Origin of the sequence: Tenacibaculum maritimum NCIMB 2154 (genome assembly GCF_900119795.1) — a bacterium.
GTDB classification, from domain to species: Bacteria; Bacteroidota; Bacteroidia; order Flavobacteriales; family Flavobacteriaceae; genus Polaribacter; species Polaribacter maritimus.
On record NZ_LT634361.1, the window covers coordinates 1,206,291 to 1,226,941 of the forward strand.

A 20,651-nucleotide genomic window follows, 5' to 3' on the forward strand; every position below is an offset into this window, starting at 1 on the left:
ACAGGAACCCTCTAATACAACTAAAAAGGAATGTCCATGAAACAATATGTTTATCTAATAGCCATACTTTTTTTAACCAGTTGTAAAACGAGCATAAAAAAAGAAACGAAAGATACGAACAGCCCAGCATACAAAGCATTTATGGCACAAAAACACCGTTTTGAATTAAATGGTTGCGAACTCACCTACAATGGCAAACCATTTCGGTTAGGAATGTCTTTAAAAGAGTTTGAAAAGGTGTTTGGAGATTATAACACCAAAGGGTTTGGTAATTTTTTTGTGGATTTTATTGATTCGCCTATAACAGCATCAAAAGATTCAGTAGCTATAATAAATGCTTTAGGAATTTCATTTAAAAAAGGAGTAAATTATATGATGGTGAATCATACCATTCTTTCTAAAGAAGAAAAATTTGAGGATTTTATTAGAAAAACTTCAAAATTTGAATTTGACGATTTTTTGATATCATCCGAAGGGTATAAGTATGAGCAGCTAGATTGTAATTATGAATATTTTTTTATATCTCCTGTAATTTTTAACCGAATAGGAGGGGGGCATATAGCACTTACAGGAAAGCCCAAGTTAGATAAAACAAGTCCAGTAAGAAAAATAACTATTAATTATTATCAATAAAATAGGAACCCTCTAATACAACTAAAAAGGAATGTCCATGAAGCAATATACCTATCTAATAGCCATACTTTTTTTAACCAGTTGTAAAACGAGCATAAAAAAAGAAACGAAGGAAACGAATAGCCCAGCATACAAAGCATTTATGGCACAAAAACACCGTTTTGAATTAAACGGTTGTGAGCTCACTTACAATGGAAAACCATTTCGATTAGGAATGTCTTTAAAAGAGTTTGAAAAGGTGTTTGGAAAATATGATAAAGAGCATTTAATAGTCACTAGAAATGAGAGAAGAATGGTATGGGGAGCAAAGAGTATTAGTGTTACCTTTTTTAAAGAGAAGGCGATTTACATATACCTATACATCGAAAGTGATGTTTATGAGGTATATGAAGATGGTTACAAGTTGGGTATAAAAGGCATTCCATCATTGATATTTAATAATTATATTTTGGAAAGAGGAAAACAATTTCAAGAATTTATAAAAAGCGCAAATATAAATGTAGAAGATAATTTTATAATTGATACGAATGGTTATGAAGATGTAAAATATTGTGAAGATAAAAACATTAGACTTTACTTAGCATCTCCTGTAATTTACCATAGAAAAGGAGGAGGGCATTTATATGTAAAAGGTAAATGGAATATGAATGAAACCAGTCCTATACAATCCATAAGTGTAAGTTATCATATAGAATGATATCGTATCTATAGAAGAGAGTTAATAGAATAGAATTAAAAATCATACTTATGAAGCAATATGTTTATCTAATAGTCATACTTTTTTTAACCAGTTGTAAAACGAGCATAAAAAAAGAAACGAAGGATACGAACAGTCCAGCATACAAAGCATTTATGGCACAAAAACACCGTTTTGAATTAAACGGTTGTGAGCTCACTTACAATGGAAAACCATTTCGATTAGGAATGTCTTTAAAAGAGTTTGAAAAGGTGTTTGGAGATTATAACACCAAAGGAATTGGTAATTTTATTGTGAAGTTTATTGATTCGCCTATAACAGCATCAAAAGATTCAGTAGATATAATAAATGCTTTAGGAATTTCATTTAAAAAAGGAGTAAATTATATGATGGTGAATCATACCATTCTTTCTAAAGAAGAAAAATTTGAGGATTTTATTAGAAAAACTTCAAAATTTGAATTTGACGATTTTTTGATATCATCCGATGGGTATAAGTATGAGCAGCCAAATTGCAATTATAAATATTTTTTTAGATCTCCTGTAATTTTTAACCGAATAGGAGGGGGGCATATGGCACTTACAGGAAAGCCCAAGTTAGATGAAACAAGTCCAGTAAGAAAAATAACTATTAATTATTATCAATAAAATAGGAACCCTCTAATACCACTAAAAAAGAATATCTATGAAGCAATATGTTTATCTAATAGTCATACTTTTTTTAACCAGTTGTAAAACGAGCATAAAAAAAGAAACGAAGGATACGAACAGTCCAGCATACAAAGCATTTATGGCACAAAAACACCGTTTTGAATTAAACGGTTGCGAACTCACCTACAATGGCAAACCATTTCGGTTAGGAATGTCTTTAAAAGAGTTTGAAAAGGTGTTTGGAAATAAAAAATCTAGTTATAGTAATGAATATTATGACAAGGATACTAAAAAATATTTTTGGGAGTCTTTAGGTCTGGAAATTACAGTATCCAAGTCATTCGTAAAGCATATATATGTATATGTAAATACTACCTATTTAAAGTATCCTAATGTGCATATGAAAGGAAATGAAGCAATAGTTTTAAATACTTTTTTACTTCATAAAACAGATAAGATGCACGAATATGTAAAAAGAGCAGGTACCAGTTTTGATGCTATGGGAATTACCAGTAGCGGTTATATGTTAACATATCCTTGTAATAATAAAGAGTTGGTTTATTCTTTAGACTCACCTGTAGCTTACCATAGAAAAGGAGGAGGGCATTTATATATAAGTGGAGATTGGAAGCTAGAAGATACGCATACAATAAAAAGTATCCATATTTATGAGAAACAAGAAGCATAAAATAAAAGAGAAAGCAATATGCCAGGACCAGTAGCCACAGTAGGAAGCATGCACGTATGTCCATTATGTAGTGGAAAAACACCCCATGTAGGAGGCCCCATCAGCCAAGGAGAACCCAATATTTTAATCAACGAAAAACCCGCCGCTACCCAAGGCAGTATGTGTATATGTACAGGCCCGCCAGATATGGTAGCGCAAGGAGATTCTTTTGTTTTTTTTAATGGAAAACCCGTAGCATGTGTAGGTGACATGACTGCACATGGAGGGGTAATTACCTCAGGAGAAAGCAATGTACTTATAAGCAATGCCAGTACAACCCCCTCGGTAACCATGCCACGAAAGCGGATTCCATTTCCTGAAATTACATTTACAGACAGGATTTTAGCCAAAGCATCAGGCAACGGAAAAAAATTAAAAGAAGCAGAAGCCAACCAAGAAAAATTAAAAGAAGAAACCACAGGAACTCCTCGTATATACAATTTACAATGGCTTAAAGAAGAAAAAATTATTCGAAAATCTAAAGTATTAAAAGAAGTAACCCTAAAAGCCAATGTAGCCAATATAGCCGATGGAGAAACCATAAGTTTTGCAATTAAAAAACCAATGGTTACCAAAAATAAAGATGGTGAAATTACAGAAAAAGAGGAAGAAATAATCACTTTAAAAGGAATTGTAGAAGATCATACAGTAACCGTAACTTGGGAGGTAGCAGATGCAACACAAGATCAAGAAGAAACAAGATAGTAGATGATATCAATAGCATTTTTTTTGAGTATAGTATTGCTAATCATTGTTATATACAAACGATACTGGTTATTTTCTATACTATTACTATTTATAGTAGTAATGGTATATAAATATGGCATTCTTTCTGAAAGAGAGCTACATAATAGTACCTCTAAATTTCAAATAGAAGCAACTACTATTCATGCTTATAAAGCATTGTATGTATATGGATTTAAAGGACATTTTCAACAAATAAAGAAAATTTTTACATACGTATATGAAGACATTGCTAAAAGAAAGGCTAAAAGAAAAAGTTACTTTATCAAAGAAAAAGCAACCAATACTACAGGTAACATAAATACATACGCAGATCAAACAAAAGAAGCAATTAATGCTAGTTTTTGTGACTATGAATTTAGAATACCAAAAGAAAATGCAGCTCCTAATGATGATGAAAATTTAATTTTTAAGTTTTTAGTAGCTGCTGAAAATGGAGAAATTAAAGATATTCAAACCCAATATACTACTAAAAAAATAGAAAATAAGCAGGACATTATTCGTGTGAATGATAGTATATTTGACATAAAGTTAAAAGAAAAAATAAACTATAATATGCTTTCCAAATGCGTAGAGCAAATAAAAAGGGCAAGTTTTTCTTCAAAAGCAACCAACCGTCCATATATCATTTATCAAGATAATATGCCAAGAATTAACATCAACAAAACAATAGAAGAAATATACCTATCATTTTAAAACCCCTAAACCATTAAAATGGCTAACGAAATAGTAGAAAAAAACCAACGAGAAACCCACGAAGAGGTAGTAGCAAAATATATTTTTGAATGCACCGGAGGAGGAGTTACGGAACCCGTACGAAGCCCAGAAAAAGAAGCCTTAAAGCCAGGCATCCGATTGCATTTTTTACGATATGGCTTGTTTGATAAAAATGCAGATGATGAAAATGAAGAAGATGTTACGGCTCCTGTATATGAAAACAGTGGCAAACAATGCAATGCAGTACTCTTAAAAGAAGGCGTAGCTACCTATGCTAAGCTTAAAAAGGAAAAGCAACCAATATTACAAGCAATATAAATACGTACGTAGCTCAAACAAAAGAAGTAATAAACGCTAGTTAGCGGTCAATAAAATAGTAAATGAAAAAAATAAATATAATTATAACATTATTATTCGCAACTCTTTATGGTTGTGGACAAAACAATGGATTTGAAAAAAAAATGGAAAAATTTCGTTTTAGCCTAAATAAGGAATTGGAAAAATATGACAATGAGAAGATATATAATTTAAAGTTCGATAAAAATGACAGCATGATAATAATGATTGACAGTTTTGTTTCTAAAAATGAAAAAGAAATTAAAATTTATAGAGAAAACATCTTAAAAAAATATGAGAATAATCCTGACTTTAAATTCAATACCGAAAAATATATAAAAGTTGATTTAGATAAAATAAATGACAGTCTTGATGAACTTAATCTGAGTAAAGATGTTCCTCTATCTAAATTACTATGGATTGATCCAATAGCGAAAATATCATCATTTAAGACTATTTATTTTTTACAAGAAAAAGAAGTTGAAGAATTGGCGGTGTTTAATGCTAAAATTAGTATAACATCTTCACAAATTAAAACACGAAAAATAAATAAAAGTCAGTGGGAGATCATCGATAATTCATATGACGTTGTTAGTAAATTCATTTATGATTTGAATCAAGGAAAAGTTATGAACATAGAAATATTTGAAAAAAAATAAAAACTATAGCAAATTGGGCAATTAGTGTTTAATCGAAAGTTTGCCGCCTATTAGCAAAGTCTCCAAATTTTTTGATTTAGTATTTAAAGAGAAAAATTAAAACAAAATATTTGGCTTGTGGCTAAACTGAAAGTAATTGCATATTTTCTGTCCAGCTTGTCATATACGAAACGTTTTTGTGACTATGAATTTAGAATACCAAAAGAAAATGCAGCTCCTAATGATGATGAAAATTTAATTTTTAAGTTTTTAGTAGCTGCTGAAAATGGAGAAATTAAAGATATTCAAACCCAATATACTACTAAAAAAATAGAAAATAAGCAGGACATTATTCGTGTGAATGATAGTATATTAGACATAAAGTTAAAAGAAAAAATAAACTATAATATGCTTTCCAAATGCGTAAAGCAAATAAAAAGGGCAAGTTTTTCTTCAAAAGCAACCAACCGTCCATATATCATTTATCAAGATAATATGCCAAGAAGCAACATCAATAAAAACACACAAGAAATATACCTATCATTTTAAAACCCCTAAACCATTAAAATGGCTAACGAAATAGTAGAAAAAAACCAACGAGAAACCCACGAAGAGGTAGTAGCAAAATATATTTTTGAATGCACCGGAGGAGGAGTTACGGAACCCGTACGAAGCCCAGAAAAAGAAGCCTTAAAGCCAGGCATCCGATTGCATTTTTTACGATATGGCTTGTTTGATAAAAATGCAGATGATGAAAATGAAGAAGATGTTACGGCTCCTGTATATGAAAACAGTGGCAAACAATGCAATGCAGTACTCTTAAAAGAAGGCGTAGCTACCTATGCTAAGCTTAAAAAGGAAACGGAAAATACCAAAGGCATAGAAAAATTGGTAACATTATCAGAGGTAGAGGTGTTAAGCTTAAAAAAGATGCCCAAACTAAAGCATTTTTCAACAGCACGTACCGCCTTAAATACAGGATATATTTATTTAATAAATGATGAAGATCCGAATGATTATTATGAGTTGAAAGTAGATGAAACAGGGCTATTGCAACATGTTCTTTGGGAATATAATAAAGATGCAGAAGGAAATTATTTAGACCAAAGAGAAGCCACTGGTAGCAAAGTAACATACAAATTGGTACAACCTGGTAAAAAGCTATGGGCAGCGTATTCACCAACACAATGGAGTAGGGCTTATCATCATGAGTTAAACATGGATGCAGAAAAACGCAAAGAACGCATGGTGTTAATAGATTGCTCAGGAATCAAAAAAGGAGCAGAACAAGAGCATAAACATGTCATACCGTTTAAAGACGTACGCGCTGTTTTTCCTAAAGGCCACCCCAGAGCAATTCCTTTACAGCAAATGCTTCATCAAATACATGCAGATGAAAAAAAGCAAGACGAAAAAGGAGCTAATGAAATTTTTGAAGACCTTTTTGTCACCTTACATGACCCTATAGGATGTGCTAGTGATATAGGAGAAGTAGTGAGTCAAAAAACCTTAAAACTTCAAGCAATTACAAGAGCTATACAATCAGGAGAATCATTTGAAGCTGCTTTTGAAAAATTGCTAAACAAAGAAATAGAGGCACCTAAACCTAAAAAAGAGTACGGAGAGCTATTTTCTTTGGCACATACTTGCTATAAATTGGTATATAGTGATGAAGATGCAATTTTAAAATATGATGGGGGCTCTTCAGGATTTAATTTCGAAGATAGGCACTCGTTAGACCCCAGACCTTTATATGTTACAGGAATATATAGGAAAAGAGAAATTCGAATCAAAAAAACCAGTACGATAGGGTATGGATTGGACTATAAAAAAATAGAAGGAATTTTAGGAATTAAAGAACGCAATAGTGCCCGAAAAGAAATTATAAAATACAGAGATGATTTAGGAAAAATGTTTACAAGTGCTTATATGAGAGTGCCTTTAGATGATTATTTAGGAAATCATCCAGAGCGCTTTCTTATGGGGAGAAATGTATTACAAACAATACTAGACCCTTTAAGATATCATCCGTACAAACATGACCAGCATTTAATGCTAGAAAAAGAATATAAAGAGAAAGACAAATGGCTTGAATGGATTTATCATATTATAGATGAAAATTGCCCAGAGGAATTTCAAAATAAAGAAATCAAAAGCAAAGTCAAAAAATTTGAAGGAATGGATCCTTTTTATGCTTTATTAGCAACTCCGTTTAACGCAGATAAATTACTGACCAATGTAGAGAGCTTTAGTCAAAAATTAGCAGGAGTTTATAAACAAAATTTAAAATATCGTGCTAGCCAAGTAGCAGATTTAAAAGAAATAGATGGTGTTGTTTATAGAACAATTGCTGAAAAAAAAGAGTTTATTGTAGCTAAAATGAACATGAATATAAAGGCCTACGGACATGAAATGGTTGAAATTATTGATGAAGACATTTGGTTAAAACTCGAAAAAGAAGGCTTAGAAATTGATCCAGAATATGCAAAGAAAGGGCGTTATAGAGGAAAAAAGAAAGGCTTGGTACGTTTTATAAAAGAAGAAATAGATGATGGTATCCAATATACCAAAAGAAGAATAGGAAGAAGGGTTGAAAATAAAGTTATAGCAAAAGTTCGCCAAAATTTAGGAAACCAATCCGATTTAGACCCCGGCACTGCTAAAAAAATGAGGCTTGATAAGTTGGTAAATGGCAAGGCATTTAACGGTGTTTTTGCATTGTTAGAACTGTATAATTTTAACATGGCCGTTTTTAAAACGATGGAAGAGGATAGTACAAGAAAAGATAGAGCTTATGCGTTTGGTTCTGCATTAAAACTAGCTGAAGCAAGTATGAGTTTGGCAAAGGTTACCATTATTTCTGAAGAGATGGCAAAAGGTCAGTTTATAAGAGGGGCTTCTACTTTTCTAACAGCAGCAGGAGGTGCGGTTACTGTGGGTTGGTGTGCATATGATGCATACAAAGCAATGGAAAAAGGAGATATAGATGCGAGTTCGTTATTGATAGGGGCTTGTTTTGCTTTTACAGCCTCAAGCATGGCTTCTTTAGGAATTATTTTTGCTACTACAGGGCCTGTTGGTTGGGTTGGGGCACTTATTGGAGTGGGCTTGGTAATTGTTGCTGCTTTGTTAAGTGATAACGAAGTAGAAACATTGTTTAAAAACTTTCTATTGTCTGATAGAAAAGCATTGCCCAAACCTAAAAACATGTCTCCTATGAAATATATAGGAGAAATATTAGAAAAAAGAGAAGAGTTAACCCCCAAGGAATACCATAGTACGCTGATGAATCCTTTAGAAGCGCAAATAAAATTATTTGATTATATAGTATGTAAAGAAATAGTATTTGCTCCTTTAGATTATGAAAATACACTATATCCCTCTATGGGAAAAGGCATGATGGTAAGTTATGAAAAAGCAACTTCGTTTAGTGCCAAAATGGTTTTTACCCGCTTTTTTAACCATCCAAAACAAGTAGAAACTTATGGATACCTTTATCCTAGAGGAGTAAAAAGAGGCAAGCCTATACCAATGTATGCAGGCAAGGCAAAGGCAATATACGATACTAAAAATAACAAGGCCTTGGAGGTCATTTTTTCAGTACCCGACGAATACCATTCAGAAATAAGCATACAATCTGAAGCCGTTTTTATACTGCGTTTGGAAGTAGATAAAACGAAAAATATGTATTTTCCGTACCCACTAAAAGGCAAAGAGCGTTATTTAGGAGCGAAAATACGATTGCATGACATCAGTATGTTTAGTGATTTATGGCAAGAAAAAGACATAGTAATAGACACCCTTTCAACATTAAAAACAAGCAAACCATGGTAAAAGATTATACCCGAGTAATTACACATCAAAATTATAGAAATGCAGCAAAGCTAAAAAAATACTACCATAGGGTAGCCAAAAAAATTTATATAAAACCAAGCTTATTTGGTAAAAATTATACAGAACGTAAATATACAGACTATATTTTTTTTAACGATGAATTTTTAGTTACCAAAATAGCAAAGTATGTTATTCCGATAATGGGAGGGATAGTAGCTTTGGGGTTTTTATTAATATTTATCTTCCCTCTTGATGAACCAAGGGATATGGCTGATTGGGTAGGCTTAGGAATATCGGCTTTTACAACTGTATTGTTTACAGTTTATGGTTTTACCATGCCCAAAAAAGAAGGTATTTTAAATCGTAGAGATGGCTTGATAACCTTTACAGGGTTTATGTGGGAGCCTGATATAACAATGGAGTTTAAAAAAGTAGAATTTGCATACAGTACAGGTGGCGAGAATATGATAGGGGCCTTTCAGTTACAAATTATACGCCCTAATAAATGGTTCCAAACTTTTGCAATTACTGGGTATGTAGGAAGTGAATGTTATGAAGATATGTCATTTATTACATGGTATATGGATAAAAACCGTCCGTTACCACCAGGAGCATCTTTTGATGCTTACCGAGAGCAAGATTACCAAAGGAGGAAAGCAGCAGGTTTTCCAAGACCATTATATCCGAGTGTTATTGAAACTCCAGAAGCCACAAAAGAGCAACAAGCAGAGCGCAAACGTATTGGAGGTTGGTAAAATACTGAAAGAAACAGTTATGGTAAAAGATTATACCCGAGTAATTACACATCAAAATTATAGAAATGCAGCAAAGCTAAAAAAATACTACCATAGGGTAGCCAAAAAAATTTATATAAAACCAAGCTTATTTGGTAAAAATTATACAGGATCAAAACGTACAGACTATATTTTTTTTAACGATGAATTTTTAGTTACCAAAATAGCAAAGTATGTTACTCCAATAATGGGGGGAGGGCTTTCTTTAGTAATAGTTCTGATGACCATTGATGCCGTTTTAAAAGGGGAAGAGATAGACCCACCTTTTGTATTTTTATTTTGGTTATGTAGTTTTACAACTGTATTGTTTACAGTTTATGGTTTCACCATGCCCAAAAAAGAAGGTATTTTAAATCGTAGAGATGGCTTGATAACCTTTACAGGGTTTATGTGGGAGCCTGATATAACAATGGAGTTTAAAAAAGTAGAATTTGCATACAGTACAGGTGGCGAGAATATGATAGGGGCCTTTCAGTTACAAATTATACGCCCTAATAAATGGTTCCAAACTTTTGAGGTAGCAGGCTATATAGGTAAGGATTGCTATGCGAACATGTCATTTATTACATGGTATATGGATAAAAACCGTCCGTTACCACCAGGAGCATCTTTTGATGCTTACCGAGAGCAAGATTACCAAAGGAGGAAAGCAGCAGGTTTTCCAAGACCATTATATCCGAGTGTTATTGAAACTCCAGAAGCCACAAAAGAGCAACAAGCAGAGCGCAAACGTATTGGAGGTTGGTAAAATACTGAAAGAAACAGTTATGGTAAAAGATTATACCCGAGTAATTACACATCAAAATTATAGAAATGCAGCAAAGCTAAAAAAATACTACCATAGGGTAGCCAAAAAAATTTATATAAAACCAAGCTTATTTGGTAAAAATTATACAGGATCAAAACGTACAGACTATATTTTTTTTAACGATGAATTTTTAGTTACCAAAATAGCAAAGTATGTTACTCCAATAATGGGGGGAGGGCTTTCTTTAGTAATAGTTCTGATGACCATTGATGCCGTTTTAAAAGGGGAAGAGATAGACCCACCTTTTGTATTTTTATTTTGGTTATGTAGTTTTACAACTGTATTGTTTACAGTTTATGGTTTCACCATGCCCAAAAAAGAAGGTATTTTAAATCGTAGAGATGGCTTGATAACCTTTACAGGGTTTATGTGGGAGCCTGATATAACAATGGAGTTTAAAAAAGTAGAATTTGTATACAGTACAGGTGGCGAGAATATGATAGGGGCCTTTCAGTTACAAATTATACGCCCTAATAAATGGTTCCAAACTTTTGAGGTAGCAGGCTATATAGGTAAGGATTGCTATGCGAACATGTCATTTATTACATGGTATATGGATAAAAACCGTCCGTTACCACCAGGAGCATCTTTTGATGCTTACCGAGAGCAAGATTACCAAAGGAGGAAAGCAGCAGGTTTTCCAAGACCATTATATCCGAGTGTTATTGAAACTCCAGAAGCCACAAAAGAGCAACAAGCAGAGCGCAAACGTATTGGAGGTTGGTAAAATACTGAAAGAAACAGTTATGGTAAAAGATTATACCCGAGTAATTACACATCAAAATTATAGAAATGCAGCAAAGCTAAAAAAATACTACCATAGGGTAGCCAAAAAAATTTATATAAAACCAAGCTTATTTGGTAAAAATTATACAGGATCAAAACGTACAGACTATATTTTTTTTAACGATGAATTTTTAGTTACCAAAATAGCAAAGTATGTTATTCCGATAATGGGAGGGATAGTAGCTTTGGGGTTTTTATTAATATTTATCTTCCCTCTTGATGAACCAAGGGATATGGCTGATTGGGTAGGCTTAGGAATATCGGCTTTTACAACTGTATTGTTTACAGTTTATGGTTTTACCATGCCCAAAAAAGAAGGTATTTTAAATCGTAGAGATGGCTTGATAACCTTTACAGGGTTTATGTGGGAGCCTGATATAACAATGGAGTTTAAAAAAGTAGAATTTGCATACAGTACAGGGGGCGAGAATATGATAGGGGCCTTTCAGTTACAAATTATACGCCCTAATAAATGGTTCCAAACTTTTGAGGTAGCAGGCTATATAGGTAAGGATTGCTATGCGAATATGTCATTTATTACTTGGTATATGGATAAAAACCGTCCGTTACCACCAGGATCAGCGTTTGATGTTTACCGAGAGCAAGACTACCAAAGAAGGAAAGCAGCAGGTTTTCCAAGACCATTATATCCGAGTGTTATTGAAACTCCAGAAGCCACAAAAGAGCAACAAGCAGCGCGTAAACGTATTGGGGGTTGGTAAAATACTGAAAGAAACAGTTATGGTAAAAGATTATACTCGAGTAATTACACATCAAAATTATAGAAATGCAGCAAAGCTAAAAAAATACTACCATAGGGTAGCCAAAAAAATTTATATAAAACCAAGCTTATTTGGTAAAAATTATACAGAACGTAAATATACAGACTATATTTTTTTTAACGATGAATTTTTAGTTACCAAAATAGCAAAGTATGTTATTCCGATAATGGGAGGGATAGTAGCTTTGGGGTTTTTATTAATATTTATCTTCCCTCTTGATGAACCAAGGGATATGGCTGATTGGGTAGGCTTAGGAATATCGGCTTTTACAACTGTATTGTTTACAGTTTATGGTTTTACCATGCCCAAAAAAGAAGGTATTTTAAATCGTAGAGATGGCTTGATAACCTTTACAGGGTTTATGTGGGAGCCTGATATAACAATGGAGTTTAAAAAAGTAGAATTTGCATACAGTACAGGGGGCGAGAATATGATAGGGGCCTTTCAGTTACAAATTATACGCCCTAATAAATGGTTCCAAACTTTTGCAATTACTGGGTATGTAGGAAGTGAATGTTATGAAGATATGTCATTTATTACATGGTATATGGATAAAAACCGTCCGTTACCACCAGGAGCATCTTTTGATGCTTACCGAGAGCAAGATTACCAAAGGAGGAAAGCAGCAGGTTTTCCAAGACCATTATATCCGAGTGTTATTGAAACTCCAGAAGCCACAAAAGAGCAACAAGCAGAGCGCAAACGTATTGGAGGTTGGTAAAATACTGAAAGAAATTTTAGCAGTAAAAGAAAGAAAACAGAAGCGGAAAGATATTGCAAAAATTAGAGATGATTTTGGAGGTATGATTTCGAGTGCGTATTACAACAACCATTTACCAGAATATATTGAAGGAGGCAACCAAGCTGTTTACGAAGGAAAACGAGTGCTATTACCTCACTTAGAAATATTGTCGAGGCATCCGCATGATAAGGATAGGCTTATCGATTTAAAGAAAGACTACACAGGCAAATCAGATCCGTGGAAAAATTTTTTTAAAAGTATTTTAAAAGGAGAAGGAAATATATCCAAGCTTTTAATAAAACCAGTGAAGTTAGAAGATGTAAAGCAAAGTATTTTAGATAGTAAGAAATCTTTTTCGTTATTTCAAGGGGTGGTAAGTACTTTCAATAGCATATCCGAAACCTATGCTAAATATGCAACTTCAGAAGTGGATTTTGAGGTTGTATTAAACTATGTGAAGTCAGTAACGTATAAAGGAGAAGTAGTCATACAGGTAAAACGCAAAGAGCTACATAGTCAAATAAAAAAAGGGTTTTTACTAAATGTTGCAAAGTGGTTAGAAGAAGATGTGTTATCAGATTATAAAAAATGGCATAGGATTTTACGAATCAGAACAGAAATAGGAGCTGATGCCATTAGCGAAATAACAGAAAACAAGCGCCTAATGGTACCTATTAAAGGAAAAGGAGATAAAATAAGCAATTTTATAACCAAAGTACTAAATCACCCTAAGTTTAGGGCTTTTGTAACATCTTTAGAACTGATCAATACCACAGTAAAAATGAATGAACTAAATAAGAAAACTAGTGGAAAAAATGTAATAGACATGACGGGAGCAGTAGCAGGTTTGGTATCTGCTGCCACTGGTTATGCAGAGGTTAAAATGTTGGCAAATGGCTTTCTTAGAGATGGAAAGCCGGTAAAATTTGTAGTGGGTACCTCTAAAATAACAGGTTTTATAGGAGGAGGAGTAGGAGTCCTTATGTCTGCATTAGATTGTATAGAAACTTTTCAGTCTAGAGATTATGACGCTTCTATTGCGTGGGGAATTACAACAGCCTTAGGCGCTATAGTATTGGTAGATGGAATAGTTGCGTTTATTATAGGATCCGCAGTAGGTTTTATGGCTTTAGCACCTTTAGGGGTTTTGTTTTTATTAGCATTGGTAGGAACAGGCTTGGCAATGTATTTGACGGACCCTCCGTTGGTAAAGTTTTTTAAAAACAATGTATTAGGAAGTGAGCATGTACTACCCGCAGGAAATGAAGCTCCAAGTAAATATATAAGAAAAATATATAAGAATCGTACCGTGTTGGTAGAAGATGATTTTATAGAAATGAGAGATTTCAAAAAAATGGCAGAACTCCTATACGATTTGCTAATAAGTTATAGGGTAACAAGCAAAGTAGAACAATTTGAATATAAAGACATTGCACATCAATCAATAATCGGATACATAAGAGAAGGCTTAGAACTAAAAGCAGGAATTGCGTATAAAAAAGTTAAGGTTGTAAAAATACGAATACATTTGCGTAAGTTTTTATACAATACAAGTAGTTTTGATTTTGCCATGAAATTATTTTTTAAAGGAGTAGAAAAACCTACAAATCAAGATCAAATGCTATTGTCATATAAAGAAAAGGTAATAAAAGATGATAAAACCAAAGCAGATGTTTTGGAGGTTACCTATAGGATTCCAGACGCTATAATGGATCAAATTTCACTTTCATCAGAATTGGTATTTATAAGTAGAACGATTATTAACAGAGAATTAAAAGAATATTGGCCTTATTCCCAAAAAGAAGCTCGTTATATGGCATACAAACTTTCAGCAACAGATTGGTTGAAGCCAGCACTAGAGCAAGTGGTACTAAATACACTATCAGATAAAATTTTTGGAAAACATATAAAAATAGGAACAGAAAAGGAAATATTTAACTCAAAAATTTGGAAATAACAATGGAATATTTAAAAAAAATTATAATAGTAAAACCAAGGGAAATAAAAACAGAACATGTAGAGAGCAATAATAATTTTATAGAAGAGACAAGTGATCTATATTATAGAGTAAAAATAACGGCAAGAGGTTGGATGTCTTGGATTATTGGAATTATTTTAGTGCTAATGTCTCTTATTGGTTTAGTCTCTGATGATGTTGTGGTTGTAATGGGAATGTTGATGTCTTTTGGTCTTTCAGGAGTTTTAACCATAATTTACGGTTTTGTAGCCCCAATAAAATACCAAATATATGATAGGATGAATGGAATTATTACCGTGACTCGTGTTTTTCGTAGTTCGGTAGCCATTCCTTTTAGTTCGGGTTATGGTCTTAAAGGATATTCTAATACAAGTCCAGGAGTGATATCCGCACAACTTAATTTTGTTTCCAGCAAGAAAAAGCCAAGAGTAGGGGGAATTATTGCTCATAATTTAGTAGAAGAGAGTTGGTCATTTATGGTATGGTATATGGATAAAAACCGTCCGTTACCACCAGGGTCAGCGTTTGATGCTTACCGAGAGCAAGACTACCAAAGAAGGAAAGCAGCAGGTTTTCCAAAGCCATTATACCCAAGTAAAATAGCAACCCCAGAAGCTACAAAAGAGCAACAAGCAGCGCGTAAACGTATTGGGGGTTGGTAATTTTTTGGTATAAAAACAAACAAGAGGTATTTCACCAAAAATTTGGAAATAACAATGGAATATTTAAAAAAAATTATAATAGTAAAACCAAGGGAGATAACAAGAGAAGATATAGAGAGCAGTAATGATTTTACAGAAGAGGCAAGTGATCTATATTATAGGGAAAAAATAACAGTAAGAGGTTGGATGTCTTGGAGTATAGGTGCCTTTCTTATATTTTTATACCTTTTTATGGTTTGGGGAGAGAATGAGGAAGAAGATTATTTATTCAAAATAGCCATGATTACTATTTTTGGTCTTCCAGGAGTTTTAACCATAATTTACGGTTTTGTAGCCCCAATAAAATACCAAATATATGATAGGATGAATGGAATTATTACCGTGACTCGTGTTTTTCGTAGTTCGGTAGCCATTCCTTTTAGTTCGGGTTATGGTCTTAAAGGATATTCTAATACAAGTCCAGGAGTCATATCCGCACAACTTAATTTTGTTTCCAGCAAGAAAAAGCCAAGAGTAGGGGGAATTATTGCTCATCATTTAGTAGAAGATAGTTGGTCATTTATGGTATGGTATATGGATAAAAACCGTCCGTTGCCACCAGGGTCAGCGTTTGATGCTTACCGAGAGCAAGACTACCAAAGAAGGAAAGCAGCAGGTTTTCCAAAACCATTATACCCAAGTAAAATAGCAACCCTAGAAGCTACAAAAGAGCAACAAGCAGCGCGCAAACGTATTGGAGGTTGGTAATTTTTGGTATAAAAATAAATAAGAGGTATTTCACCAAAAATTTGGAAATAACAATGGAATATTTAAAAAAAATTATAATAGTAAAACCAAGGGAAATAAAAAGGGAATATATAGAGAGCAATAATAATTTTAGGGAAGAGGCAAGTGATCTATATTATAGAGAAAAAAGAACAGCAAGAGGTTGGTCATCTTGGATAATTGGAATTTTATTAATATTGGCATGTATTTTCTTGATGGGGGGAGAGGATGAGGAAAAATATTATTTATTAAAGATAATCATGGTTACTGCTTTTGGTCTTTCAGGAGTTTTAACCATAATTTACGGTTTTGTAGCCCCAATAAAATACCTAGTATATGATAGGATGAATGGAATTATTACCGTGACTCGTGCTTTTCGTAGTTCGGTAGCCATTCCTTTTAGTTCGGGTTATGGTCTTAAAGGATATTCTAATACAAGTCCAGGAGTAATATCCGCACAACTTAATTTTGTTTCCAGCAAGAAAAAGCCAAGAGTAGGGGGAATTATTACTCATAATTTAGTAGAAGAGAATTGGTCATTTATGGTATGGTATATGGATAAAAACCGTCCGTTGCCACCAGGATCAGCGTTTGATGCTTACCGAGAGCAAGATTACCAAAGGAGGAAAGCAGCAGGTTTTCCAAAGCCATTATATCCAAGTAAAATAGCAACCCCAGAAGCTACAAAAGAACAACAAGCAGCGCGCAAACGTATTGGGGGTTGGTAATTTTTGGTATAAAAACAAACAAGGGGTATTTCACCAAAAATTTGGAAATAACAATGGAATATTTAAAAAAAATTATAACAGTAAAACCAAGGGAAATAAAAACAGAACATGTAGAGAGTAATAATAATTTTATAGAAGAGACAAGTGATCTTTTTTATAGAGTAAAAATAACAGCAAGAGGTTGGATGTCTTGGGTAATCGGAGTCTTATTAATATTGGGAAGCATTTTTTTTATGGGGGGAGAGGATGAGGAAAAGTATTATTTATTGAAGATAATCATGGTTACTGCTTTTGGTCTTTCAGGAGTTTTAACCATAATTTACGGTTTTGTAGCCCCAATAAAATACCAAATATATGATAGGATGAATGGAATTATTACCGTGACTCGTGCTTTTCGTAGTTCGGTAGCCATTCCTTTTAGTTCGGGTTATGGTCTTAAAGGATATTCTAATACAAGTCCAGGAGTGATATCCGCACAACTTAATTTTGTTTCCAGCAAGAAAAAGCCAAGAGTAGGGGGAATTATTGCTCATCATTTAGTAGAAGATAATTGGTCATTTATGGTATGGTATATGGATAAAAACCGTCCGTTGCCACCAGGGTCAGCGTTTGATGCTTACCGAGAGCAAGACTACCAAAGAAGGAAAGCAGCAGGTTTTCCAAAGCCATTATACCCAAGTAAAATAGCAACCCCAGAAGCTACAAAAGAGCAACAAGCAGCGCGTAAACGTATTGGGGGTTGGTAATTTTTTGGTATAAAAACAAACAAGAGGTATTTCACCAAAAATTTGGAAATAACAATGGAATATTTAAAAAAAATTATAATAGTAAAACCAAGGGAGATAACAAGAGAAGATATAGAGAGCAGTAATGATTTTACAGAAGAGGCAAGTGATCTATATTATAGGGAAAAAATAACAGTAAGAGGTTGGATGTCTTGGAGTATAGGTGCCTTTCTTATATTTTTATACCTTTTTATGGTTTGGGGAGAGAATGAGGAAGAAGATTATTTATTCAAAATAGCCATGATTACTATTTTTGGTCTTCCAGGAGTTTTAACCATAATTTACGGTTTTGTAGCCCCAATAAAATACCAAATATATGATAGGATGAATGGAATTATTACCGTGACTCGTGTTTTTCGTAGTTCGGTAGCCATTCCTTTTAGTTCGGGTTATGGTCTTAAAGGATATTCTAATACAAGTCCAGGAGTCATATCCGCACAACTTAATTTTGTTTCCAGCAAGAAAAAGCCAAGAGTAGGGGGAATTATTGCTCATCATTTAGTAGAAGATAATTGGTCATTTATGGTATATGGATAAAAACCGTCCGTTGCCACCAGGATCAGCGTTTGATGCTTACCGAGAGCAAGACTACCAAAGAAGGAAAGCAGCAGGTTTTCCAAAACCATTATACCCAAGTAAAATAGCAACCCCAGAAGCTACAAAAGAGCAACAAGCAGCGCGCAAACGTATTGGAGGTTGGTAATTTTTGGTATAAAAATAAATAAGAGGTATTTCACCAAAAATTTGGAAATAACAATGGAATATTTAAAAAAAATTATAAGGGTAAAACCAAGGGAGATAACAAGAGAAGATATAGAGAGCAGTAATGATTTTACAGAAGAGGCAAGTGATCTATATTATAGGGAAAAAATAACAGCAAGAGGTTGGATGTCTTGGATTATTGGAATTATTTTAGTGCTAATGTCTCTTATTGGTTTAGTCTCTGATGATGTTGTGGTTGTAATGGGGATGTTGATGTCTTTTGGTCTTCCAGGAGTTTTAACCATAATTTACGGTTTTGTAGCCCCAATAAAATACCAAATATATGATAGGATGAATGGAATTATTACCGTGACTCGTGTTTTTCGTAGTTCGGTAGCTATTCCTTTTAGTTCGGGTTATGGTCTTAAAGGATATTCTAATACAAGTCCAGGAGTAATATCCGCACAACTTAATTTTGTTTCCAGCAAGAAAAAGCCAAGAGTAGGGGGGATTATTGCTCATCATTTAGTAGAAGAGAATTGGTCATTTATGGTATGGTATATGGATAAAAACCGTCCGTTGCCACCAGGGTCAGCGTTTGATGCTTACCGAGAGCAAGACTACCAAAGGAGGAAAGCAGCAGGTTTTCCAAAACCATTATACCCAAGTAAAATAGCAACCCCAGAAGCTACAAAAGAGCAACAAGCAGCGCGCAAACGTATTGGAGGTTGGTAAAATGAATATTAAAATTAAAAACAAATGAAAACAACAAGCATGCTACCCAAAACTAATATTCTTTTTTTATTGGTGTTATTTGGGGTTTTAGTATCAATCTCAGCAACTTTTCTTCAGCTATCTTTTGATTTTATGAGTTCTCCCGGAGAAATAGCAGAATTAACACTAAGTGTCCAATTAATAGCAGGAGCTATTATTTTTTTTAAATCTCTCCTAAGTATTTTTTTAGGAATTTGGCTATATAAGAAATCTTCTTTAATAGAAGAGAACAAATATACATGGCTATTTTTTGGTTTGTTCTTTGGAATATTCGCTGTGATATTATTTTATTTGGTATTGATTTTTAAAAAAATAGAGAGCAAAAAAGATCTTATATAAGATAAAAAAGAGCTAATTGTTACCCTGCCTTTTAATAGCTTTAGAAGGCAGGCTTACTGCGAGCTGATATGCATATGATGCATAAAGCAATGGAAAAAAAGAACCCTCCAATATCAAATAAAAGAATATCCATGAAGCAATATGTTTATCTAATAACCATACTTTTTTTAACCAGTTGTAAAACGAGCATAAAAAAAGAAACGAAGGAAACGAATAGCCCAGCATACAAAGCATTTATGGCACAAAAACACCGTTTTGAATTAAACGGTTGCAAACTCACCTATAATGGCAAACCATTTCGGATAGGAATGTCTTTAAAAGAGTTTAAAAAGGTGTTTGGAGTAACAGAATGGGTAGTAGAAGAAGACGGTAAAAGAAATCAAATAGCCCCATATTTTATATATAACAAGGAAAAGGGAATAGAAGTACTTGTAGAAGATAGAAAGGTAAAAGGTGTGTGTATATATATGATAAATAATTATTTAGAATACCCTAATGTGTATATGAAAGAAAAAGAAGCAATAGTTTTAAATACTTTTTTACTTCATAAAACAGATAAGATGCACGAATATGTAAAAAGAGCAGGTACCAGTTTTGATGCTATGGAAATTACCAGTAGTGGTTATATGTTAACATATCCTTGCAATAATAAAGAGTTGGTTTATTCTTTAGACTCACCTGTAGCTTACCATAGAAAAGGAGGAGGACATTTATATATAAGAGGAGATTGGAAGCTAGAAGATACACATACAATAAAAAGTATTTACATTTACTACAAAGAAGAAGCATAAACGAAACAATTCCTAAAAAAGCCTTCTTTAACACAACTAAAAAGAATGTATTGAGATAGTAAAGTATGCAAAGAAAGAGCTCATTCCGTACCTTTTAAAATTTGAGGTACAATAATAAGAAGAGCTAACAGAAAATAATGCTATTTCATATGGATTATAGTCTTGTAAAGGTTACTAGGCTTTTACTTTTGTTAAAATATAAGAATTCAGCATAATGATATAAAGAGAAGCTGTCTTTT

Annotated in this window: 25 protein-coding genes; all 25 read left to right on the forward strand. The window is 33.3% G+C overall.

Going from position 1 to position 20,651, the window contains the following annotated elements; all coding sequences use genetic code 11:
- The first annotated feature begins 36 nt into the window (after positions 1-36).
- The 25 genes from MARIT_RS05595 (at position 37) to MARIT_RS05710 (ending at position 20,412) form a co-directional block, all read left to right on the forward strand.
- A complete protein-coding gene (locus tag MARIT_RS05595) occupies positions 37-633 on the forward strand; it encodes a DUF7738 domain-containing protein (protein ID WP_100211008.1) in 597 nt (198 codons plus the stop codon).
- A 37-nt stretch (positions 634-670) separates the two neighbouring features.
- A complete protein-coding gene (locus MARIT_RS05600) occupies positions 671-1,330 on the forward strand; it encodes a DUF7738 domain-containing protein (RefSeq protein ID WP_100211009.1) in 660 nt (219 codons plus the stop codon).
- Positions 1,331-1,380: 50 nt separating this feature from the next.
- A complete protein-coding gene (locus MARIT_RS05605) occupies positions 1,381-1,977 on the forward strand; it encodes a DUF7738 domain-containing protein (protein ID WP_100211010.1) in 597 nt (198 codons plus the stop codon).
- A gap of 37 nt (positions 1,978-2,014) precedes the next feature.
- Positions 2,015-2,668, forward strand: coding sequence for a DUF7738 domain-containing protein (locus MARIT_RS05610; RefSeq protein ID WP_100211011.1), 654 nt, complete (start codon positions 2,015-2,017; stop codon positions 2,666-2,668).
- Between the two features lie 18 nt (positions 2,669-2,686).
- Positions 2,687-3,412: a PAAR domain-containing protein gene (locus MARIT_RS16120; protein ID WP_100211012.1), complete on the forward strand. Its 726-nt coding sequence runs from the start codon at positions 2,687-2,689 to the stop codon at positions 3,410-3,412.
- A gap of 3 nt (positions 3,413-3,415) precedes the next feature.
- Positions 3,416-4,147 (forward strand): hypothetical protein, encoded by a 732-nt coding sequence (locus tag MARIT_RS05620; protein WP_157926202.1) that lies wholly within the window; start codon positions 3,416-3,418, stop codon positions 4,145-4,147.
- An 18-nt stretch (positions 4,148-4,165) separates the two neighbouring features.
- Positions 4,166-4,486 carry a hypothetical protein gene (locus MARIT_RS05625; RefSeq protein WP_100211014.1) on the forward strand — a complete coding sequence of 107 codons (321 nt, stop codon included), beginning with the start codon at positions 4,166-4,168 and terminating at the stop codon, positions 4,484-4,486.
- Between the two features lie 62 nt (positions 4,487-4,548).
- The gene (locus MARIT_RS05630) at positions 4,549-5,163 is read left to right on the forward strand and encodes a hypothetical protein (RefSeq protein ID WP_100211015.1); all 615 of its coding nucleotides are present in this window, start codon (positions 4,549-4,551) and stop codon (positions 5,161-5,163) included.
- Positions 5,164-5,280: 117 nt separating this feature from the next.
- Complete coding sequence (locus MARIT_RS05635) at positions 5,281-5,691, forward strand: hypothetical protein (protein WP_157926203.1); 411 nt, start codon at positions 5,281-5,283, stop codon at positions 5,689-5,691.
- A gap of 18 nt (positions 5,692-5,709) precedes the next feature.
- Positions 5,710-8,976, forward strand: coding sequence for a toxin VasX (locus tag MARIT_RS05640; protein WP_100211017.1), 3,267 nt, complete (start codon positions 5,710-5,712; stop codon positions 8,974-8,976).
- A complete protein-coding gene (locus MARIT_RS05645; protein WP_100211018.1) occupies positions 8,970-9,731 on the forward strand; it encodes a hypothetical protein in 762 nt (253 codons plus the stop codon). The genes MARIT_RS05640 and MARIT_RS05645 overlap by 7 nt, the downstream gene beginning before the upstream one ends.
- A 19-nt stretch (positions 9,732-9,750) precedes the next feature.
- A complete protein-coding gene (locus tag MARIT_RS05650; protein WP_100211019.1) occupies positions 9,751-10,518 on the forward strand; it encodes a hypothetical protein in 768 nt (255 codons plus the stop codon).
- 19 nt (positions 10,519-10,537) lie between these two features.
- Complete coding sequence (locus tag MARIT_RS05655) at positions 10,538-11,305, forward strand: hypothetical protein (protein ID WP_100211020.1); 768 nt, start codon at positions 10,538-10,540, stop codon at positions 11,303-11,305.
- Positions 11,306-11,324: 19 nt separating this feature from the next.
- A complete protein-coding gene (locus MARIT_RS05660; protein ID WP_100211021.1) occupies positions 11,325-12,086 on the forward strand; it encodes a hypothetical protein in 762 nt (253 codons plus the stop codon).
- Positions 12,087-12,105: 19 nt separating this feature from the next.
- Entirely contained in the window at positions 12,106-12,867 is a 762-nt protein-coding gene (locus MARIT_RS05665) for a hypothetical protein (protein ID WP_100211018.1), read from the forward strand.
- A complete protein-coding gene (locus tag MARIT_RS05670; RefSeq protein WP_100211022.1) occupies positions 12,854-14,845 on the forward strand; it encodes a hypothetical protein in 1,992 nt (663 codons plus the stop codon). The genes MARIT_RS05665 and MARIT_RS05670 overlap by 14 nt, the downstream gene beginning before the upstream one ends.
- A 2-nt stretch (positions 14,846-14,847) precedes the next feature.
- Positions 14,848-15,528 (forward strand): hypothetical protein, encoded by a 681-nt coding sequence (locus MARIT_RS05675; RefSeq protein ID WP_100211023.1) that lies wholly within the window; start codon positions 14,848-14,850, stop codon positions 15,526-15,528.
- Positions 15,529-15,582: 54 nt separating this feature from the next.
- Positions 15,583-16,275 (forward strand): hypothetical protein, encoded by a 693-nt coding sequence (locus MARIT_RS05680; RefSeq protein ID WP_100211024.1) that lies wholly within the window; start codon positions 15,583-15,585, stop codon positions 16,273-16,275.
- A 53-nt stretch (positions 16,276-16,328) separates the two neighbouring features.
- Positions 16,329-17,021, forward strand: coding sequence for a hypothetical protein (locus MARIT_RS05685; protein ID WP_100211025.1), 693 nt, complete (start codon positions 16,329-16,331; stop codon positions 17,019-17,021).
- A gap of 53 nt (positions 17,022-17,074) precedes the next feature.
- A complete protein-coding gene (locus MARIT_RS05690) occupies positions 17,075-17,767 on the forward strand; it encodes a hypothetical protein (RefSeq protein ID WP_157926204.1) in 693 nt (230 codons plus the stop codon).
- Between the two features lie 54 nt (positions 17,768-17,821).
- Positions 17,822-18,343 carry a hypothetical protein gene (locus MARIT_RS05695; RefSeq protein WP_100211027.1) on the forward strand — a complete coding sequence of 174 codons (522 nt, stop codon included), beginning with the start codon at positions 17,822-17,824 and terminating at the stop codon, positions 18,341-18,343.
- Positions 18,336-18,509 (forward strand): hypothetical protein, encoded by a 174-nt coding sequence (locus MARIT_RS15440; protein WP_157926205.1) that lies wholly within the window; start codon positions 18,336-18,338, stop codon positions 18,507-18,509. Before MARIT_RS05695 ends, MARIT_RS15440 begins: the two co-directional genes overlap by 8 nt.
- A 53-nt stretch (positions 18,510-18,562) precedes the next feature.
- The gene (locus tag MARIT_RS05700; RefSeq protein WP_100211028.1) at positions 18,563-19,243 is read left to right on the forward strand and encodes a hypothetical protein; all 681 of its coding nucleotides are present in this window, start codon (positions 18,563-18,565) and stop codon (positions 19,241-19,243) included.
- 24 nt (positions 19,244-19,267) lie between these two features.
- Positions 19,268-19,621 (forward strand): hypothetical protein, encoded by a 354-nt coding sequence (locus tag MARIT_RS05705; protein WP_024742618.1) that lies wholly within the window; start codon positions 19,268-19,270, stop codon positions 19,619-19,621.
- 89 nt (positions 19,622-19,710) lie between these two features.
- Positions 19,711-20,412 (forward strand): DUF7738 domain-containing protein, encoded by a 702-nt coding sequence (locus tag MARIT_RS05710; RefSeq protein ID WP_157926206.1) that lies wholly within the window; start codon positions 19,711-19,713, stop codon positions 20,410-20,412.
- Positions 20,413-20,651: the final 239 nt, after the last annotated feature.

What these genes read in the sequence shown, in the direction of transcription:
- MARIT_RS05625 (WP_100211014.1), top strand. Translation starts at nt 4,166, where the DNA reads ATGGCTAACGAAATAGTAGAAAAAAACCAACGAGAAACCCACGAAGAG.
- MARIT_RS05640 (WP_100211017.1), top strand. Translation starts at nt 5,710, where the DNA reads ATGGCTAACGAAATAGTAGAAAAAAACCAACGAGAAACCCACGAAGAG.
- MARIT_RS05710 (WP_157926206.1), top strand. Translation starts at nt 19,711, where the DNA reads ATGGAAAAAAAGAACCCTCCAATATCAAATAAAAGAATATCCATGAAG.
- MARIT_RS05660 (WP_100211021.1), top strand. Translation starts at nt 11,325, where the DNA reads ATGGTAAAAGATTATACCCGAGTAATTACACATCAAAATTATAGAAAT.
- MARIT_RS05650 (WP_100211019.1), top strand. Translation starts at nt 9,751, where the DNA reads ATGGTAAAAGATTATACCCGAGTAATTACACATCAAAATTATAGAAAT.
- MARIT_RS05665 (WP_100211018.1), top strand. Translation starts at nt 12,106, where the DNA reads ATGGTAAAAGATTATACTCGAGTAATTACACATCAAAATTATAGAAAT.
- MARIT_RS05705 (WP_024742618.1), top strand. Translation starts at nt 19,268, where the DNA reads ATGAAAACAACAAGCATGCTACCCAAAACTAATATTCTTTTTTTATTG.
- MARIT_RS15440 (WP_157926205.1), top strand. Translation starts at nt 18,336, where the DNA reads ATGGATAAAAACCGTCCGTTGCCACCAGGATCAGCGTTTGATGCTTAC.
- MARIT_RS05675 (WP_100211023.1), top strand. Translation starts at nt 14,848, where the DNA reads ATGGAATATTTAAAAAAAATTATAATAGTAAAACCAAGGGAAATAAAA.
- MARIT_RS05700 (WP_100211028.1), top strand. Translation starts at nt 18,563, where the DNA reads ATGGAATATTTAAAAAAAATTATAAGGGTAAAACCAAGGGAGATAACA.
- MARIT_RS05645 (WP_100211018.1), top strand. Translation starts at nt 8,970, where the DNA reads ATGGTAAAAGATTATACCCGAGTAATTACACATCAAAATTATAGAAAT.
- MARIT_RS05680 (WP_100211024.1), top strand. Translation starts at nt 15,583, where the DNA reads ATGGAATATTTAAAAAAAATTATAATAGTAAAACCAAGGGAGATAACA.
- MARIT_RS05600 (WP_100211009.1), top strand. Translation starts at nt 671, where the DNA reads ATGAAGCAATATACCTATCTAATAGCCATACTTTTTTTAACCAGTTGT.
- MARIT_RS05605 (WP_100211010.1), top strand. Translation starts at nt 1,381, where the DNA reads ATGAAGCAATATGTTTATCTAATAGTCATACTTTTTTTAACCAGTTGT.
- MARIT_RS05595 (WP_100211008.1), top strand. Translation starts at nt 37, where the DNA reads ATGAAACAATATGTTTATCTAATAGCCATACTTTTTTTAACCAGTTGT.
- MARIT_RS05610 (WP_100211011.1), top strand. Translation starts at nt 2,015, where the DNA reads ATGAAGCAATATGTTTATCTAATAGTCATACTTTTTTTAACCAGTTGT.
- MARIT_RS05690 (WP_157926204.1), top strand. Translation starts at nt 17,075, where the DNA reads ATGGAATATTTAAAAAAAATTATAACAGTAAAACCAAGGGAAATAAAA.
- MARIT_RS05655 (WP_100211020.1), top strand. Translation starts at nt 10,538, where the DNA reads ATGGTAAAAGATTATACCCGAGTAATTACACATCAAAATTATAGAAAT.
- MARIT_RS05685 (WP_100211025.1), top strand. Translation starts at nt 16,329, where the DNA reads ATGGAATATTTAAAAAAAATTATAATAGTAAAACCAAGGGAAATAAAA.
- MARIT_RS16120 (WP_100211012.1), top strand. Translation starts at nt 2,687, where the DNA reads ATGCCAGGACCAGTAGCCACAGTAGGAAGCATGCACGTATGTCCATTA.
- MARIT_RS05630 (WP_100211015.1), top strand. Translation starts at nt 4,549, where the DNA reads ATGAAAAAAATAAATATAATTATAACATTATTATTCGCAACTCTTTAT.
- MARIT_RS05695 (WP_100211027.1), top strand. Translation starts at nt 17,822, where the DNA reads ATGGAATATTTAAAAAAAATTATAATAGTAAAACCAAGGGAGATAACA.
- MARIT_RS05620 (WP_157926202.1), top strand. Translation starts at nt 3,416, where the DNA reads ATGATATCAATAGCATTTTTTTTGAGTATAGTATTGCTAATCATTGTT.